The sequence below is a fragment of the Enterobacter sp. SLBN-59 genome, assembly GCF_024807915.1.
GTDB classification, from domain to species: domain Bacteria; phylum Pseudomonadota; class Gammaproteobacteria; order Enterobacterales; family Enterobacteriaceae; genus Enterobacter; species Enterobacter asburiae_B.
Genome location: NZ_JANUFI010000001.1, coordinates 4,038,989 through 4,055,911, shown reverse-complemented (window position 1 = coordinate 4,055,911; position 16,923 = coordinate 4,038,989). Strand labels below are relative to the sequence as shown.

Annotated in this window: 15 protein-coding genes and 5 tRNA genes; 9 read left to right on the top strand and 11 right to left on the bottom strand. The window is 56.6% G+C overall.

Going from position 1 to position 16,923, the window contains the following annotated elements; genetic code table 11:
• The first annotated feature begins 9 nt into the window (after nucleotides 1-9).
• The 9 genes from nrdF to leuA all read left to right on the top strand — a co-directional run bounded on the left by nrdF (nucleotide 10) and on the right by leuA (nucleotide 11,515).
• The gene (gene nrdF / locus M2422_RS19375) at nucleotides 10-969 is read left to right on the top strand and encodes a class 1b ribonucleoside-diphosphate reductase subunit beta (protein WP_023333169.1); all 960 of its coding nucleotides are present in this window, start codon (nucleotides 10-12) and stop codon (nucleotides 967-969) included.
• 331 nt (nucleotides 970-1,300) lie between these two features.
• The gene (proV, locus tag M2422_RS19370) at nucleotides 1,301-2,512 is read left to right on the top strand and encodes a glycine betaine/L-proline ABC transporter ATP-binding protein ProV (RefSeq protein ID WP_032660399.1); all 1,212 of its coding nucleotides are present in this window, start codon (nucleotides 1,301-1,303) and stop codon (nucleotides 2,510-2,512) included.
• Nucleotides 2,496-3,566 carry a glycine betaine/L-proline ABC transporter permease ProW gene (proW, locus tag M2422_RS19365; protein ID WP_033146359.1) on the top strand — a complete coding sequence of 357 codons (1,071 nt, stop codon included), beginning with the start codon at nucleotides 2,496-2,498 and terminating at the stop codon, nucleotides 3,564-3,566. The genes proV and proW overlap by 17 nt, the downstream gene beginning before the upstream one ends.
• A 9-nt stretch (nucleotides 3,567-3,575) precedes the next feature.
• Nucleotides 3,576-4,571 carry a glycine betaine/L-proline ABC transporter substrate-binding protein ProX gene (gene proX / locus M2422_RS19360; RefSeq protein WP_045404718.1) on the top strand — a complete coding sequence of 332 codons (996 nt, stop codon included), beginning with the start codon at nucleotides 3,576-3,578 and terminating at the stop codon, nucleotides 4,569-4,571.
• Between the two features lie 214 nt (nucleotides 4,572-4,785).
• The gene (locus M2422_RS19355) at nucleotides 4,786-5,970 is read left to right on the top strand and encodes an MFS transporter (protein WP_039263411.1); all 1,185 of its coding nucleotides are present in this window, start codon (nucleotides 4,786-4,788) and stop codon (nucleotides 5,968-5,970) included.
• Nucleotides 5,971-6,283: 313 nt separating this feature from the next.
• On the top strand, nucleotides 6,284-6,814 hold the full coding sequence (mprA, locus tag M2422_RS19350) for a transcriptional repressor MprA (protein ID WP_023333174.1): 531 nt from the start codon (nucleotides 6,284-6,286) through the stop codon (nucleotides 6,812-6,814).
• Nucleotides 6,815-6,940: 126 nt separating this feature from the next.
• The gene (gene emrA / locus M2422_RS19345; protein ID WP_045909303.1) at nucleotides 6,941-8,113 is read left to right on the top strand and encodes a multidrug efflux MFS transporter periplasmic adaptor subunit EmrA; all 1,173 of its coding nucleotides are present in this window, start codon (nucleotides 6,941-6,943) and stop codon (nucleotides 8,111-8,113) included.
• A gap of 16 nt (nucleotides 8,114-8,129) precedes the next feature.
• Nucleotides 8,130-9,677, top strand: a complete 1,548-nt coding sequence (gene emrB, locus M2422_RS19340; RefSeq protein WP_032660391.1) for a multidrug efflux MFS transporter permease subunit EmrB — start codon at nucleotides 8,130-8,132, stop codon at nucleotides 9,675-9,677.
• Nucleotides 9,678-9,859: 182 nt separating this feature from the next.
• Complete coding sequence (gene leuA, locus M2422_RS19335; RefSeq protein ID WP_248202797.1) at nucleotides 9,860-11,515, top strand: 2-isopropylmalate synthase; 1,656 nt, start codon at nucleotides 9,860-9,862, stop codon at nucleotides 11,513-11,515.
• On the opposite strand, the gene M2422_RS19330 is transcribed toward leuA, so the two are convergent.
• From M2422_RS19330 to csrA, 11 genes are all read right to left on the bottom strand, one after another.
• The gene (locus M2422_RS19330; protein ID WP_064673539.1) at nucleotides 11,502-12,266 is read right to left on the bottom strand and encodes a helix-turn-helix domain-containing protein; all 765 of its coding nucleotides are present in this window, start codon (nucleotides 12,264-12,266) and stop codon (nucleotides 11,502-11,504) included. The genes leuA and M2422_RS19330 overlap by 14 nt on opposite strands.
• Before the next feature lie 54 nt (nucleotides 12,267-12,320).
• Nucleotides 12,321-12,836 carry an S-ribosylhomocysteine lyase gene (luxS, locus tag M2422_RS19325; protein ID WP_014884972.1) on the bottom strand — a complete coding sequence of 172 codons (516 nt, stop codon included), beginning with the start codon at nucleotides 12,834-12,836 and terminating at the stop codon, nucleotides 12,321-12,323.
• A gap of 153 nt (nucleotides 12,837-12,989) precedes the next feature.
• Nucleotides 12,990-14,534 (bottom strand): glutamate--cysteine ligase, encoded by a 1,545-nt coding sequence (gene gshA / locus M2422_RS19320; RefSeq protein WP_064673538.1) that lies wholly within the window; start codon nucleotides 14,532-14,534, stop codon nucleotides 12,990-12,992.
• An 83-nt stretch (nucleotides 14,535-14,617) separates the two neighbouring features.
• A complete protein-coding gene (locus M2422_RS19315) occupies nucleotides 14,618-15,046 on the bottom strand; it encodes a YqaA family protein (RefSeq protein WP_008499541.1) in 429 nt (142 codons plus the stop codon).
• Nucleotides 15,043-15,609 carry a fructose-1-phosphate/6-phosphogluconate phosphatase gene (gene yqaB, locus M2422_RS19310; protein ID WP_032648006.1) on the bottom strand — a complete coding sequence of 189 codons (567 nt, stop codon included), beginning with the start codon at nucleotides 15,607-15,609 and terminating at the stop codon, nucleotides 15,043-15,045. Before yqaB ends, M2422_RS19315 begins: the two co-directional genes overlap by 4 nt.
• 117 nt (nucleotides 15,610-15,726) lie before the next feature.
• A tRNA-Arg gene (locus M2422_RS19305) sits at nucleotides 15,727-15,803 on the bottom strand.
• A 161-nt stretch (nucleotides 15,804-15,964) separates the two neighbouring features.
• A tRNA-Arg gene (locus tag M2422_RS19300) sits at nucleotides 15,965-16,041 on the bottom strand.
• 29 nt (nucleotides 16,042-16,070) lie between these two features.
• Nucleotides 16,071-16,147: transfer RNA gene (locus M2422_RS19295), tRNA-Arg, on the bottom strand.
• 64 nt (nucleotides 16,148-16,211) lie between these two features.
• A tRNA-Arg gene (locus M2422_RS19290) sits at nucleotides 16,212-16,288 on the bottom strand.
• A 4-nt stretch (nucleotides 16,289-16,292) separates the two neighbouring features.
• Nucleotides 16,293-16,385, bottom strand: a tRNA-Ser gene (locus M2422_RS19285).
• Between the two features lie 342 nt (nucleotides 16,386-16,727).
• Nucleotides 16,728-16,913 carry a carbon storage regulator CsrA gene (gene csrA / locus M2422_RS19280; protein WP_000906486.1) on the bottom strand — a complete coding sequence of 62 codons (186 nt, stop codon included), beginning with the start codon at nucleotides 16,911-16,913 and terminating at the stop codon, nucleotides 16,728-16,730.
• Nucleotides 16,914-16,923 lie beyond the last annotated feature (10 nt).

Genomic DNA, 16,923 nt, shown 5'->3' with positions numbered 1-16,923 from the left:
GGAGAAAGGATGAAACTGTCACGCGTGAGTGCCGTTAACTGGAACAAAATCCAGGACGATAAAGACCTGGAGGTATGGAACCGCCTGACCAGCAACTTCTGGCTGCCGGAAAAGGTTCCGCTCTCCAACGATATTCCGGCCTGGCAAACGCTCGGCCACGCCGAACAGCAGCTGACGATCCGCGTCTTTACCGGCCTGACGCTGCTGGACACCATTCAGAATACCGTTGGTGCACCCGCGCTGATGAGCGACGCGCTCACGCCGCACGAAGAGGCGGTGATGTCGAATATCAGCTTTATGGAGGCGGTGCATGCCCGCTCCTACAGCTCGATTTTCTCGACCCTGTGCCAGACCAAAGACGTGGACGCGGCCTACGCCTGGAGCGAAGAGAGCGAGTCACTACAGAGAAAGGCGGAGCTGGTTCTGGAATATTACCGCGCCGACGAGCCGCTGAAGAAAAAGATCGCCAGCGTGTTCCTGGAATCTTTCCTCTTCTATTCCGGCTTCTGGCTGCCCATGTACTGGTCGAGCCGGGGCAAGCTCACCAACACCGCCGATTTGATTCGGCTCATCATTCGCGATGAAGCGGTGCACGGGTATTACATTGGCTATAAGTATCAGAAAGGGCTGGAGAAAGTCAGCGAGGCGAAGCGCGAGGAGCTTAAAGGCTTTGCGCTCGATTTGCTGATGGATCTGTACGACAACGAGCTGAGCTATACCGAGGAACTCTACGCCGGCACCGGCTGGGAGGACGACGTGAAGGCCTTCCTCTGCTACAACGCCAACAAGGCGCTGATGAACCTGGGCTACGACGCGCTTTTCCCGCCGGAGATGGCGGAGGTGAACCCGGCGATTCTGGCCGCGCTGTCGCCCAATGCCGACGAAAACCACGATTTCTTCTCGGGATCTGGCTCATCGTATGTGATGGGCAAAGCGGTGGAAACCGAGGATGAAGACTGGGATTTTTAATGAACGCTAACGTTCGTTAATTTAATATAAACCCAACAACTCCCGCTCTAATATTTACAAAACAACTACACTGTAATTTCCACGTCATATTCGCCTGAATCATTCCGGTTCAGGCGAAATTTCCCGATGCAGCAGCAAAAAATTGAGAAAAATTCAAACCGCCCTCAGCCCTTTATTCATGGGAAATTCAGCCGTTTCGCTTACTTCAAAATTCCGCCCTTAGCCCGACTCAGGGTTGTCTCAGATTCTCAGTATGTTAGGGTTATGCCCGTTAACAATTTACCATGGTAATCATATCGGCATAAACAAATAACAGGACACTCTCTATTGCATGGCAATTAAATTAGAAGTGAAAAATCTTTATAAAGTATTTGGCGAGCACCCGCAGCGCGCATTCAAATATATTGAGAAAGGCCTTACGAAAGAGCAAATTCTGGAAAAAACCGGGCTATCGCTTGGCGTTAAAGACGCCAGTCTGGCCATTGAAGAAGGCGAGATTTTTGTCATCATGGGATTATCCGGTTCGGGTAAATCCACTATGGTTCGCCTTCTCAATCGCCTGATTGAACCCACCCGCGGGCAGGTGCTGATTGACGGCGTGGATATCGCCAGAATATCAGACGCAGAGCTTCGCGAGGTGCGCAGAAAGAAGATCGCAATGGTGTTCCAGTCATTCGCGCTAATGCCGCACATGACGGTGCTGGATAATACCGCTTTCGGCATGGAATTAGCCGGCACGCCGGCTCAGGAACGTCAGGAAAAAGCCCTTGATGCGCTGCGTCAGGTCGGGCTGGAAAATTATGCGCATGCGTACCCGGATGAACTTTCCGGCGGTATGCGTCAGCGCGTGGGATTAGCCCGTGCATTAGCCATTAATCCAGACATATTATTAATGGATGAAGCCTTCTCCGCCCTCGATCCGTTAATTCGCACCGAGATGCAGGACGAGCTGGTAAAATTACAGGCTAAACATCAGCGAACGATTGTCTTTATTTCCCACGATCTGGATGAAGCCATGCGTATTGGCGACCGCATTGCCATTATGCAAAACGGTGAAGTGGTGCAGGTCGGCACGCCGGATGAAATTCTCAATAATCCGGCGAACGATTATGTCCGCACCTTCTTCCGCGGCGTGGATATTAGCCAGGTCTTTAGCGCCAAAGATATTGCCCGCCGAACGCCAAACGGCATTATCCGTAAAACGCCAGGCTTCGGCCCGCGCTCGGCGCTGAAGCTGCTGCAGGATGAAGACCGTGAATACGGCTATCTGGTTGAACGCGGCAATAAATTTGTTGGCATTGTCTCCATCGACTCCCTGAAAACGGCTCTCACTGAGAACCAGGGAATCGATGCGGCGTTAATTGACGCTCCGCTTGCCGTGGACGCCGAAACGCCGCTCAGCGAGTTGCTCTCTCACGTGGGCCAGGCGCCGTGCGCCGTGCCGGTCGTGGGTGAGGAACAACAGTACGTCGGCATCATCTCAAAAAGGATGCTGCTGCAGGCTTTAGATCGCGAGGGGGCAAACAATGACCGATCAATCTAACCCGTGGGGCGCCACTGAGGCAGCGGACAGCGCTGCGCAATCCGCCGACGCGTGGGGTTCCACGCCAGCGCCGACAGATGGCAGCGGCGCGGCAGACTGGCTCAACAGCGCACCCGCGCCTGCGCCAGAACACTTCAACATCATGGATCCGTTCCATAAAACGCTGATCCCGCTGGACAGCTGGGTCACGGAAGGGATCGACTGGGTGGTCACCCACTTCCGTCCGGTCTTTCAGGGGATCCGCGTCCCGGTGGATTACATCCTGAACGGCTTCCAGCAGCTGATGCTGGGCATGCCGGCGCCGGTGGCGATTATCCTGTTCTCCCTGATCGCCTGGCAGTTCGGTAGCGCGGGCATGGGGGTCGCCACGCTGATCTCTCTGATCGCTATCGGCGCGATTGGCGCATGGTCGCAGGCGATGATCACCCTGGCACTGGTGCTGACCGCTCTGCTCTTTTGCATTGTCATCGGCCTGCCGATGGGGATCTGGCTGGCGCGCAGCCCGCGAGCGGCGAAGATAATTCGCCCGCTGCTGGATGCGATGCAGACCACCCCGGCGTTCGTCTATCTGGTGCCTATCGTGATGCTGTTCGGCATCGGCAACGTGCCGGGGGTGGTAGTGACCATTATCTTCGCCCTGCCGCCGATTATTCGTCTGACCATTCTGGGGATTAACCAGGTGCCTGCGGACCTGATCGAAGCGTCACGCTCGTTCGGCGCCAGTCCGCGCCAGATGCTGTTTAAGGTTCAGCTTCCGCTGGCGATGCCGACCATCATGGCGGGCGTTAACCAGACGCTGATGCTGGCCCTGTCGATGGTGGTCATTGCCTCGATGATCGCCGTTGGCGGTCTGGGTCAGATGGTGCTGCGCGGCATTGGCCGTCTCGATATGGGGCTGGCCACCGTCGGCGGCGTCGGCATTGTGATCCTCGCCATTATCCTTGACCGCCTGACTCAGGCCGTCGGTCGTGATTCACGCAGTCGCGGCAACCGTCGCTGGTATACCACCGGCCCTGTCGGGTTACTCACCCGCCCTTTCACGAAATCAAAATAAGGAACAACGATGCGACATAACGTACTTTTTGCCACAGCGTTTGCCACCCTTGTCTCCACCAGCGCGTTTGCGGCTGACCTGCCTGGCAAAGGCATTACCGTACAGCCGGTGCAGAGCACCATTTCGGAAGAGAGCTTCCAGACCCTGATCGTCAGCCGCGCGCTGGAGAAGCTGGGCTACACGGTTAACACGCCGAGCGAAGTAGATTACAACGTGGGCTACACCTCGATTGCCTCCGGTGACGCCACCTTTACCGCCGTCAACTGGCAGCCGCTGCACGACGACATGTATGCCGCCGCCGGCGGTGACAAGAAGTTCTATCGCGAGGGGACCTTCGTGACGGGTGCGGCGCAGGGGTATCTGATTGACAAGAAAACTGCGGACCAGTACCACATCACCAATATTGAACAGCTGAAAGATCCGAAGATCGCCAAACTGTTCGACACCAACGGTGACGGCAAGGCAGACATGATGGGCTGCTCGCCGGGCTGGGGCTGTGAAGCAGTGATTAACCACCAGAACAAAGCCTTTGACCTGGCAAAAACCGTCGACGTGAGCCACGGCAACTATTCAGCGATGATGGCCGACACCATTGCCCGCTTCAAAGAGGGTAAACCGGTGATCTACTACACCTGGACGCCGTACTGGGTAAGCGACGTGCTGAAGCCGGGCAAAGACGTGGTATGGCTGCAGGTGCCGTTCTCCTCCCTGCCGGGCGAGCAGAAAGATATCGACACCAAGCTGCCGAACGGCATGAACTACGGCTTCCCGGTGAATACCATGCATATCGTGGCCAACAAAGCCTGGGCGGAGAAAAACCCGGCGGCGGCGAAGCTGTTCTCGGTAATGAAGCTGCCGCTGGCGGACATCAATGCCCAGAACGCAATGATGCATGCGGGCAAATCGTCTGAAGCGGATGTGAAAGGCCACGTCGACGGCTGGATCAAAGCCCACCAGCAGCAATTTGACGGCTGGGTGAAAGAGGCGCTTGAAGCGCAGAAGTAAAAACAAAACCCTACCCCTCACCCTAACCCTCTCCCAGAGGGAGAGGGCACGATGACCTCCCTCTCCCCTTGGGAGAGGGCCGGGGTGAGGGGATCAAACCGCACAATCCCCCTAAACCGCACAATACATCACCCAACAATCCCCCCACTTTCACAATCATTAGCTATTATGGTTTCCGGAAAAATAATCACTCAACTAACGATTCCTGAAACTAATGACAAAAACAGCTCAAGGGCTTAGCCCCGCACTCATCCTTTTAATGTCCGTGGCAACGGGTCTGGCGGTCGCCAGCAACTATTACGCACAACCCCTTCTCGACACCATCGCCCGCGCGTTCAATCTCTCCGCCAGCTCCGCAGGCTTTATCGTTACCGCAGCACAGCTGGGCTATGCCGCCGGGCTGCTGTTCCTGGTGCCGCTCGGCGATATGTTTGAACGCCGAATGCTGATCGTCTCCATGACCCTGCTGGCCGCCGGTGGGATGCTGATCACCGCCAGCAGCCAGTCGCTGACGATGATGATCGTCGGTACCGCGCTAACGGGGCTGTTCTCCGTGGTGGCGCAAATCCTGGTCCCGCTCGCCGCGACCCTCGCCTCCCCGGAAAAACGCGGCAAGGTGGTGGGCACCATCATGAGCGGCCTGCTGCTGGGGATTTTGCTGGCGCGTACCGTTGCCGGGCTGCTGGCAAGCCTCGGCGGCTGGCGCACCGTATACTGGGTGGCGAGCGTGCTGATGGTTGTTATGGCGCTGGCGCTGTGGCGCGGGCTGCCAAAGGTGAAGCAGGAAAACCACCTGAACTATCCTCAGCTGCTGGCCTCCGTTTTCAGCCTGTTTACGCAGGACAAGCTTCTGCGCACCCGCGCCCTGCTGGGCTGTTTCACCTTCGCTAACTTCAGCATTCTCTGGACGTCAATGGCGTTTCTGCTGGCCGCGCCGCCGTTCAATTATTCCGAAGGGGTGATTGGCCTGTTCGGCCTGGCCGGTGCCGCAGGCGCGCTGGGCGCACGCCCCGCTGGCGGGCTGGCCGACAAGGGCAAATCCCACCTGACCACCTCAGCAGGGCTGGTTTTACTTCTGCTCTCCTGGGCGGCGATCTGGTACGGACACATCTCGGTGCTGGCGCTGATCGTCGGTATCCTGGTGCTCGATCTCACCGTTCAGGGCGTTCACATCACCAATCAGACCGTCATCTATCGCGTGAAGCCAGAGGCGCGTAACCGCCTGACGGCCGGATACATGACCAGCTACTTCATCGGCGGCGCAGCGGGTTCGCTTATTTCAGCGTCGGCGTGGCAGCATGCGGGCTGGTCGGGGGTATGCGCGATCGGGGCCATCGTCGCCACCCTCAACCTGCTAGTATGGTGGCGCGGTTATCACCGTCAGGATGCAATTAACTAACATTTACATTGAGTTGGCCTCTTAGGGTGTTAAGAGGCCCTTCACTCTGTTAATGTAAACGTAATCATTTATCCCAGAAATTTTAATGTGGGTGACATATTTACAATCGGCATGAATAGTTCAGACCCCCGTCCTCACATCCTCTCTTCAGCGGGTTCACACCCAACGCTTTCTGTGCTCACCGGGTCACGGACTTACCCGGCGCTTTCTGATGGTGACATAAGTTTGGCGGATATAACCGCACAAATAATTCATTTACATTATTTGTCACTATCGTTACTATATCGGCTGTAATTAATGAGGTTATGCCCAAATGGATAGTTCGTTTACGCCCATTGAACAAATGCTTAAATTCCGCGCCAGTCGCCATGAGGACTTCCCGTATCAGGAAATCCTGCTGACTCGCCTGTGCATGCACATGCAGGGTAAGCTACTGGAAAACCGTAATAAAATGCTGAAAGCTCAAGGGATTAACGAGACGTTGTTTATGGCGTTGATTACGCTGGAGTCTCAGGAAAATCACAGCATTCAGCCTTCCGAACTGAGCTGCGCGCTGGGCTCCTCCCGTACCAATGCGACCCGTATTGCCGATGAACTCGAAAAGCGCGGCTGGATTGAGCGCCGTGAAAGCGACAACGATCGCCGCTGCCTGCATCTGCAACTGACCGATAAAGGTCACCAGTTCCTGCGCGAGGTGCTGCCACCTCAGCACAATTGCCTGCACAAACTCTGGTCTGTCCTCAGCACCGCCGAGCGCGACCAGCTTGAGCACATCACTCGCAAGCTGCTCACCCGTCTGGACCAGATGGATGAAGACGGCGCCGTTCTTGAGGCGCTGCGCTAACGCGACGACACGCTCACCATTCCAGATTCATAAGAAAACCGACAGGCCAGCACGTCACAGTGCTGGCCTTTCTGACAACAGGTCGGCTCAGCCGATGTGAAAATAAGAAGATCGTGGAGAACAACAATGAGCGCAAATGCGGAGAGCACTACCCCGCAGCAACCGGCCAACAAGAAAGGCAAACGTAAGAGCGCCCTTCTTCTGTTGACCTTGCTCTTTATCATTATTGCCGTGGCATATGGGATCTATTGGTTTTTAGTACTGCGTCATGCTGAAGAGACTGACGACGCGTACGTGGCAGGGAACCAGGTACAAATTATGGCGCAGGTGTCGGGCAGCGTGACGAAAGTCTGGGCTGACAATACCGACTTTGTGCAAAAAGGCGATGTGTTGGTGACCCTCGATCCAACCGACGCCCAGCAGGCGTTTGAAAAAGCACAGACCGCGCTGGCCTCCAGCGTCCGTCAGACCCGCCAGCTGATGATCAACAGCAAACAGCTGCAGGCCAACATCGACGTGCAGAAAACGGCGCTGGCGCAGGCGCAGAGCGACCTGAACCGCCGCGTACCGCTCGGCACGGCTAACCTGATTGGCCGTGAAGAGCTGCAGCACGCCCGCGATGCCGTTGCCAGCGCTCAGGCACAGCTGGATGTGGCCATTCAGCAGTACAACGCCAACCAGGCGATGGTGCTGGGCACCAGTCTGGAAAACCAGCCTGCCGTACAGCAGGCGGCGACCGAAGTGCGCAACGCGTGGCTTGCCCTGCAGCGTACCAAAATCGTCAGCCCGATGACCGGCTATGTCTCCCGTCGTTCCGTCCAGCCAGGGGCGCAGATTAGCCCAACCACGCCGCTGATGGCGGTCGTGCCGGCAGACAATCTGTGGGTAGACGCCAACTTTAAAGAGACGCAGCTTGCCCATATGCGTATCGGCCAGACCGCGACGGTTGTCAGCGACATCTATGGCGATGACGTGAAGTACACCGGTAAAGTGGTTGGTCTGGACATGGGGACCGGCAGCGCCTTCTCCCTGTTGCCTGCGCAAAACGCCACCGGTAACTGGATCAAAGTGGTTCAGCGTCTGCCCGTGCGTATTGAGCTGGATGCCAAACAGCTGGCGGATCACCCGCTGCGTATCGGCCTCTCTACGCTGGTAACGGTCGACACCGCCAACCGCGACGGTCAGATCCTGGCAAGCCAGGTGCGCAGCAGCCCGGCTTATGAAAGTAACGCCCGTGAAATTAGCCTCGATCCGGTCAACAAGCTGATCGATGACATCGTGAAGGCAAACGCCGGTTAATCCGAAGGTGAGCGTTATGCAACAGCAAAAGCCGCAAAAACCGCTGGAAGGCGCGCAGCTGGTCATCATGACCATCGCGCTGTCGCTGGCGACATTCATGCAGGTGCTGGACTCCACCATCGCAAACGTGGCGATCCCGACCATCGCCGGTAACCTTGGCTCGTCGCTGAGCCAGGGGACCTGGGTCATTACCTCGTTTGGGGTGGCAAACGCCATCTCCATTCCGATTACCGGCTGGCTGGCAAAGCGCGTCGGTGAAGTGAAGTTGTTCCTCTGGTCAACGGTATTGTTCGTTCTTGCCTCCTGGGCGTGCGGCATGTCCAGCAGCCTGACGATGCTGATTTTCTTCCGCGTCATTCAGGGGATTGTCGCCGGGCCGCTGATCCCGCTGTCGCAGAGCTTACTGCTGAACAACTACCCGCCAGCCAAACGCTCGATTGCGCTGGCGCTGTGGTCAATGACCGTGATTGTCGCGCCGATTTGCGGGCCTATCTTAGGCGGCTATATCAGCGACAACTATCACTGGGGCTGGATCTTCTTCATCAACGTACCGATTGGCGCCCTCGTGGTAATGCTGACGCTCCAGTCGCTGCGCGGCAGAGAAACCCGGACGGAACAGCGGCGTATCGACGCCATTGGTCTGGCACTGCTGGTTGTCGGCATCGGTAGCCTGCAGGTCATGCTCGACCAGGGCAAAGAGCTGGACTGGTTCAATTCCCGGGAGATCATCATCCTGACGATTGTCGCGGTGGTGTCGCTGAGCTTCCTGATTGTCTGGGAGCTGACGGACGATAACCCGATAGTCGACCTGTCGCTGTTTAAGTCGCGAAACTTCACCATAGGCTGTCTGTGTATCAGCCTCGCCTACATGCTCTACTTCGGCGCGATTGTACTGCTGCCGCAGCTGTTGCAGGAGGTATACGGCTACACCGCAACCTGGGCAGGTTTAGCCTCGGCGCCGGTTGGATTGATTCCGGTTCTGCTGTCGCCGATTATTGGCCGCTTCGCCCACAAGCTCGACATGCGCCGGCTGGTGACGTTCAGCTTTATCATGTACGCCGTGTGCTTCTACTGGCGCGCGTATACGTTCGAACCGGGAATGGACTTTGGCGCGTCCGCGTGGCCGCAGTTTATTCAGGGCTTTGCCGTGGCGTGCTTCTTTATGCCACTGACCACCATCACGCTTTCCGGTTTACCGCCTGAGCGCATGGCGGCCGCATCGAGCCTGTCGAACTTTACGCGAACGCTGGCGGGCTCGATAGGTACGTCGATCACCACCACCCTGTGGACGAACCGTGAATCGATGCACCATGCGCAGCTGACCGAAGCGGTGAACCCGTTCAACCCGAACTCTCAGCAGATGTACAACCAGCTGCAGGGAATGGGTATGACGGAACAGCAGGCGTCCGGCTGGATTGCCCAGCAGATCACCAATCAGGGTCTGATTATCTCCGCCAACGAGATTTTCTGGATATCGGCGGGGATCTTTATCGTCCTGCTGGGGCTGGTATGGTTTGCTAAACCACCGTTTGGCGCCGGTAGCGGCGGCGGTGGCGCGCACTAGTCCTGTGACAGTTGCCCGGTGGCGCTTCGCTTACCGGGCCTACGAACGTAGGCCGGATAAGGCGTAGCCGCCATCCGGCAAAAAACCGCACCGTGTCCAGAACGCGACAGCGATTGACAGTTTCGATAAAGCAGCGCTCCTGAAATCAATTCACGATAGTGAAAAGACAACAGGAGCGCATCATGCTGAACACACCCGCCGACAAGTACCAACCCTATCCAACCCTTTTTCTGCCCGACCGCCGCTGGCCGGAGCAACGCATTACCCGCGCGCCGCGCTGGCTCTCCACCGACCTGCGCGACGGCAACCAGGCCCTTGCCGAGCCGATGGACAGCACCCGCAAGCTGCAGTTCTGGGACCTGCTGCTGGGCTGCGGATTCAAAGAAATTGAGGTGGCTTTCCCATCCGCCTCGCAGACCGACTTCAACTTCGTTCGCCAGCTGATTGAAGAGAACCGCATCCCGGATGACGTCACGATTCAGGTATTAACCCAGGCGCGGGAAGATCTCATCCATCGCACTTTCGAATCCCTGCGCGGTGCGAAACAGGCCACCGTCCATCTGTATAACGCCACCGCCCCGCTGTTCCGCCGCCTGGTGTTCGGCATGGAAAAAGCGCAAATCGTTGAGCTGGCGACGCGATCCACGCGGCTAATTCGTCAGCTGTGTGAAGAGAACCCGGACACCCGCTGGCAGTATGAGTATTCCCCGGAGACCTTCTGCTTTACCGAGCCGGAGTTTGCGCTGGAGATTTGTGAAGCCGTGGCGGAGATCTGGCAGCCGTGCGACGAACGGCCCATGGTGATCAACTTACCGGCCACCGTCGAAGTGAGCACGCCGAACGTCTATGCCGACCAGATCGAGTATTTCTGTCGCCACTTCAGCCGCCGCCGGGATGTCTACATCAGCGTACATCCGCATAACGACCGCGGTACCGGCGTCGCCAGCGCCGAGCTGGCCGTGATGGCGGGGGCAGACCGCGTGGAGGGCTGTCTGTTTGGTAACGGGGAACGCACGGGCAACGTCTGCCTGGTGACGCTGGCGATGAACCTCTACAGCCAGGGCGTCAGCCCGAATCTCGACTTTAGCGATATGAACCGGGTCGTGGAAGTGGTGGAAGCCTGCAACCAGCTGCCGGTGCATCCGCGCCACCCGTGGGCAGGCCGGCTGGCCTATACCGCCTTCTCCGGCTCGCACCAGGATGCGATCAAAAAAGGCTTTGATGCCCGCAGGCCTGGCGATCGCTGGGAGATGCCGTATCTGCCCGTCGATCCGCAGGATATCGGCTGCACCTACGAAGCGGTGATCCGCGTCAACAGCCAGTCAGGGAAAAGCGGCAGCGCGTGGCTCATCGAACAGAATCATGGTCTGAAATTACCTCGCGCCCTGCAGCAGGATTTCAGCCAGCACGTGCAGCAGGAAACCGATCGCCACGGAAAAGAGATGACGCAGAATGCGCTGTGGCAGCTGTTCCGCACCCGCTACGGGCTGGTAGCCACGCCGCAGTTTGCGCTGCAATCCTACCGCAGCGACAGCCAGCAGGACGGCCAGCTGCGTTTGACGGCAAGCATCGCTACGCAGGGGGGAACGCGTCAGCTGGCAGGTCAGGGTAACGGTCTGCTCTCCGCCGCCGCTCAAGGCTTAAGCCGCTGGATCAGCGCCCCGTTCGTGATTAAGGATTATCACGAGCATACGTTAGGCGAACGCAGCGACAGCCGCTCGGTGGCCTACATCCGCTGCCTGTTCCAGGACGGGAGCAGCCGCTGGGGCGTGGGCATCGACAGCGACGTGGCGCGCGCGTCGCTTCAGGCGCTTTTAAACGCCGTCAGTCGTTCTTAAAGTAATCGCTGGGTGAGACGCCCATTACCCGGCGGAACATCGCCGTAAAGGCGCTGTGGCTGCCGTAACCCAGATCCAGCGCCACGCGTAGTACCGGCTGGCCCTGCGCCAGCCGCACTAAGGCTTCCAGCAGGCGCGCCCTTCTCAACCACTCGCCGTAGCTTAATCCCGTCTGCTGCTGAAAATGGCGGTTCAGGGTGCGTTCGCTCACGTTCATCATGCTCGCGGCCTGCGCGCTGCTCCAGCTCTCCCCCGCGTTTTGCCGGATTTGCAGACACAGGTGACGTAACGCCTCGCTTTCCGGCTCCGGCAGATGAAACGGCAGCACAGGCATAGTGCGGATTTCATCGAGAATGAGTTCATAGACGCGTTCATCCCGGCTGCCGGGCGAGTACGATTCAGGTAAAGCAAGAGAGACGAGGATCAGCTCGCGCAACAGCGGCGCGATCTGCACGATCTGACAGGTGGCCGGGAGATCGGCCCGCGCCAGCGGATCGATAAACAGCGTTCGCGCCGCCACGTTGCCGGTGATGCGAAGCGAGTGGCGGGTCCCCGCCGGTAGCCAGACGCCGCGACCGGGAGGAACAACCCAACAGCCCGAAGCCGTATCGACCCGTACCACGCCGCTCAGGGTGTGCAACAGCTGCGCGCAGCTGTGCTCATGCCACGGCTCGCTGTCACCATGAACGTAATCATGGGCAAACGGAACGAGGGGACGATGGGTAAAGGAGAACGTTGCGGTTGTGGTCATGGGGTTAAACCACCCTCCCCCTACCCTCTCCCGGAGGGAGAGGGAAAAGGTGCACTAGATGTGCAGTTCCTGCAGTTTTTCTTTTGGCAGGGCCAGCTCTTCGTTGCTGTTCACGCGAACATCACGCTCGATGATGTGACGCGCGATGTCCTGCGCTTCTTCCAGAGAGTGCATCTGGTAAGTACCGCACTGGTAAACGTTCAGCTCAGGGATCTGGTTCTGCTCTTTCACCTTCAGCACGTCTTCCATCGCCGCTTTCCACGCATCAGCGACGCGTTTCTCTTCTGGCTGGCCAATCAGGCTCATGTAGAAACCGGTACGGCAGCCCATCGGAGAGATGTCGATGATCTCAACGCCGTTGCCGTTCAGATGGTCACGCATGAAACCGGCGAACAGGTGTTCCAGGGTATGAATGCCTTTCTCTGGCATCACTTCTTTATTTGGCACGCAGAAACGCAGATCGAAGACGGTGATCGTGTCGCCGTGCGGGGTGTGCATGGTCTTCGCCACGCGTACTGCAGGTGCTTCCATACGGGTATGGTCGACAGTAAAGCTATCTAATAACGGCATACGTCACCTCCGACAGTGATTTTTTTTAAAATAAACTGAACTCTTCTACAGAATGCACGTCTGAGTATATGAAAGACGCGCATTTGTTATCATCATCCCTGAATTCAGAGATGTATATTTTGGCCACAGCGATGTGGCCTTTTTCTTTTCTGCTTAAGCCTGCTTCGCCAGAAACGCCTCAAACGACTCGGTATCCGCCGCTTCAACCTCTTTCTGACGCACCACGGACGCATCGCGTTCCGCGACAAAATCCGCTTCGCTCAGCACTTCTAACGGCTCCTGCATCAGCATCTCGCGGTACTCCGTTGAGAGTGAACGCCCGGTGCCGCCAATGCCCCGATCGATCATAGAACGCAGAATACGCGCTGAGAACGTCAGTTCCGGATTATCAAAACATTCCACCAGCTGGTCGCAGATCTGTTGATACGCGTCGCCGCCGTCAATGCTGTCCATTGTGCGGGCAACACGCTTCAGATCGCGGAACAGATCTTTGCCGACTTTGGTCAGCGGGAACTGTGCCGTTTCGCAGCCGATACCCAGCGTCAGGCCCGGCTTACGCCCTTCCAGAATCACGCGATTCCAGTTTGTACGGGTACAGAGCAGTTCGTCTGAACTCATTTCCGGCGCATCCGCCAGCACGCACCAGACCATAAACAGATCCAGGAAGCGAATCTGCTGCTCATCAACGCCAATCGGTGAGAACGGGTTGATATCCAGCGAACGCACTTCAATGTATTCGATCCCGCCGCGCTGCAGCGCATCCGACGGGGTTTCACCGCTGCGCGTTACGCGCTTAGGACGAATAGGCGCATACAGCTCGTTTTCAATCTGCAGCACATTGCTGTTGATTTGCAGGCGCTTGCCGTCTTTTTCGAGGCCGATTTTCTCGTACTCTTCCGACGGGGTTTTGATCGCACGCTTCAATCCTGCCACATATTCGTGCAATTCGTTAAACGTAATACCGAGATTGCTTTGCGATTTATTGGTATAACCGAGATCGCTCAGGCGCAGAGAGGTGGCATACGGGAGATAGTACATTCCGCACTCGGTCTTCTCGAACGGCAGCGTGGTCGGTTTCCCCTGCAGGAACGAAGAACAGATCGCCGGGGAGGCACCAAACAGATACGGGATCACCCAGCCGAAACGGTAATAGTTGCGGATCAGGCGGAAGTAGCCTTCAGAGATCGCGTCTTTATCCGTTTCACCGCATTTCGCCTGCCAGAACGCCATTGGCAGCGAGAAGTTGTAATGCACGCCCGAGATCGTCTGCATCAACGCGCCGTAGCGGTTTTTCAGCCCTTCGCGATAGAGCGTTTTCAGCCGGCCGATATTTGACGTGCCGTACTGCGCCAGCTCAATCTCCTGGCCCTGCTCGATATAGCACGGCATGCTGAGGGGCCACATACGTTCGTCGCCCATGTTGCGCGCGGTGTAGCGATGGATATCGCGCATGATCGTCAGCATATGATCAATATCACCCTCTACTGGCGTGATGAACTCCAGCAGTGCCTCAGCGAAATCGGTTGTGATCCATTTATGTGTCAGCGCCGAGCCTAACGCCTTCGGGTGACCCGTCGTCGCTAAGCTACCGTCCGCGTTAACGCGCAGCGTTTCACGCTCAAGACCACGCTGAATACCCTTCAATGCCTGAGGGTGGTTTTCCAGCCAGGCCAGCGCCTGAGATACGTCCGGGATCAAATTGACCTCCCGCCTGTCAAAGTAATGTTACTCAGCATAATTGTAATGGTTGACGATTGAAGGTCGCGTATTCATTCCACCAATTAGTGCCACCACGTCATACCCTGTAGTGTTGCCCACGCCACGAGAACATAGCGCAACGCCTTGCCAAGGCACAAAAAAAAGAGCACCGGTCCCCAGGAGATGCGCATCCATCCCGCCAGCAGACACAGTAAATCGCCTATTACAGGCATCCAGCTTAATAACAGCGTGGCAGCGCCATAGCGTTTTAGCCAGCCGACTGCCTTTTCCTGCCAGCGCGATTTTTCGCGCAGCGGAAAGAAACGCCCAAGAATAACGTTAGTCAGCCCTCCAAGGCTATTACCCATTGTTGCTATTAATACAAGCAGCCAGGGCTGACTCACGCCGGACAACAGCATCGCCACCAGCACCACTTCCGAATTTCCCGGTAACAGCGTGGCGCTTAAAAAACTGCTGGCGAATAATGAAGCAAGTGACAGCGCGTCACTCACAGTAAGCGCACATCCACCGCATCCATTCCGGCATCACGCGCGGCCTGAATGCCGAAATCGGCGTCTTCAAACACGACACATTTTGCCGCCGGGACGCCCATTAATTCTGCGCAAAGCAGGAAGGTGTCCGGTGCGGGCTTGTGATGTTTAACATGATCGGCGGCGACCACGGCAGAAAAATAGTGGCGCAGGCCAAGATGGTTGAGCAAAGCTTCTGCAATCGCGCTTTCGCTCCCGGTTCCTACCGACATCGGACGGCGCCCGTGCCACTCTTTTACCACATCAATAAGCGGCAGAGGGCGCACGGTATCTAAAAGCATGGCTTTTACCGCATCGGTTTTTTCGCGCGCGAGCAGATGCGGGTCGAGATCGGCCTGATTCAGTTCAATCACGGCCTGCGCAATACGCCAGGTGGGGGATCCGTTGAGGGCAATCATCGCCTGAAGATCGAAACGCATTCCGTAGCGGCCCAGGACGTCAGTCCAGGCTTGACGATGCGTGGGTTCGGTATCCAGGAGAGTGCCGTCCATATCGAAGATCAAACCGTCATACTGTGCGTACATCGTGCTCTCGCTAAACGATTAACAAAGCATTACTTTATCGTAAATGGTGATTTTTGTCGCTGACTGAGAGTGTGATTACTGACGGAACGTCGAAGGAATAAACAAAGAAGGAAAAGATGGTGCATCCGGGAGGATTCGAACCTCCGACCGCTCGGTTCGTAGCCGAGTACTCTATCCAGCTGAGCTACGGATGCATCAGGATAATGCTTTTAGAAACAGTAAATGGTGCATCCGGGAGGATTACTCGGCTGCGCCTCGCCCGGCGGGCCGTTGCTGAAGCAACGTTATCCTCCCTGGTGCTCGCGATTAACTCGCAGACCTTGAAACAACAGCGTGGCTATTATCTCGGAGAATATGGTGCATCCGGGAGGATTCGAACCTCCGACCGCTCGGTTCGTAGCCGAGTACTCTATCCAGCTGAGCTACGGATGCATCAGGGTACTGCTTTCAGAAATAGTAAATGGTGCATCCGGGAGGATTCGAACCTCCGACCGCTCGGTTCGTAGCCGAGTACTCTATCCAGCTGAGCTACGGATGCATCGGGATTTACTATTGTACTGCTCGATATTCATATCACTTCTAAAGCAATATGAAGTAATAGATGGTGCATCCGGGAGGATTCGAACCTCCGACCGCTCGGTTCGTAGCCGAGTACTCTATCCAGCTGAGCTACGGATGCAAAATGGCGGTGAGGCGGGGATTCGAACCCCGGATGCAGCTTTTGACCGCATACTCCCTTAGCAGGGGAGCGCCTTCAGCCTCTCGGCCACCTCACCACACAACGCCTCTTTCGAGTGCTTCGAGTTACTCGTTAAGAGCTTCTCGTCGCTGCGTGGCGCATATATTACTTTCTGGGACTTATAAGTCAAACAATTTTCCAAAAGCTTTTATCGTTTGCACAAATCACACGCAATTCGCATGTAAAAGCCGCAAAGAGGGTGTTTTATAAGCGGATTTTGCAGGCATCTTCACAGAAAACCTTTGCAGAAATAGCGGCGTAAGGGCGAGTTTAGGGTAACGGAGTGGTTAAAAAGAGAGCGTTTGAAATTAAACGGTAACGTTGAGCAGGAAAAATGACAGGAGGGTTGCGTCTCGCCCGACAGCGAGACGCGACAATATCAGTAACTGGACTGCTGGGATTTTTCAGCCTGGATACGCTGGTAGATCTCTTCACGGTGGACAGATACTTCTTTAGGAGCGTTAACACCAATACGTACCTGGTTACCCTTTACCCCTAAAACTGTCACGGTGACCTCATCCCCAATCATGAGGGTCTCACCAACTCGACGAGTCAGAATCAGCATTCTTTGCTCC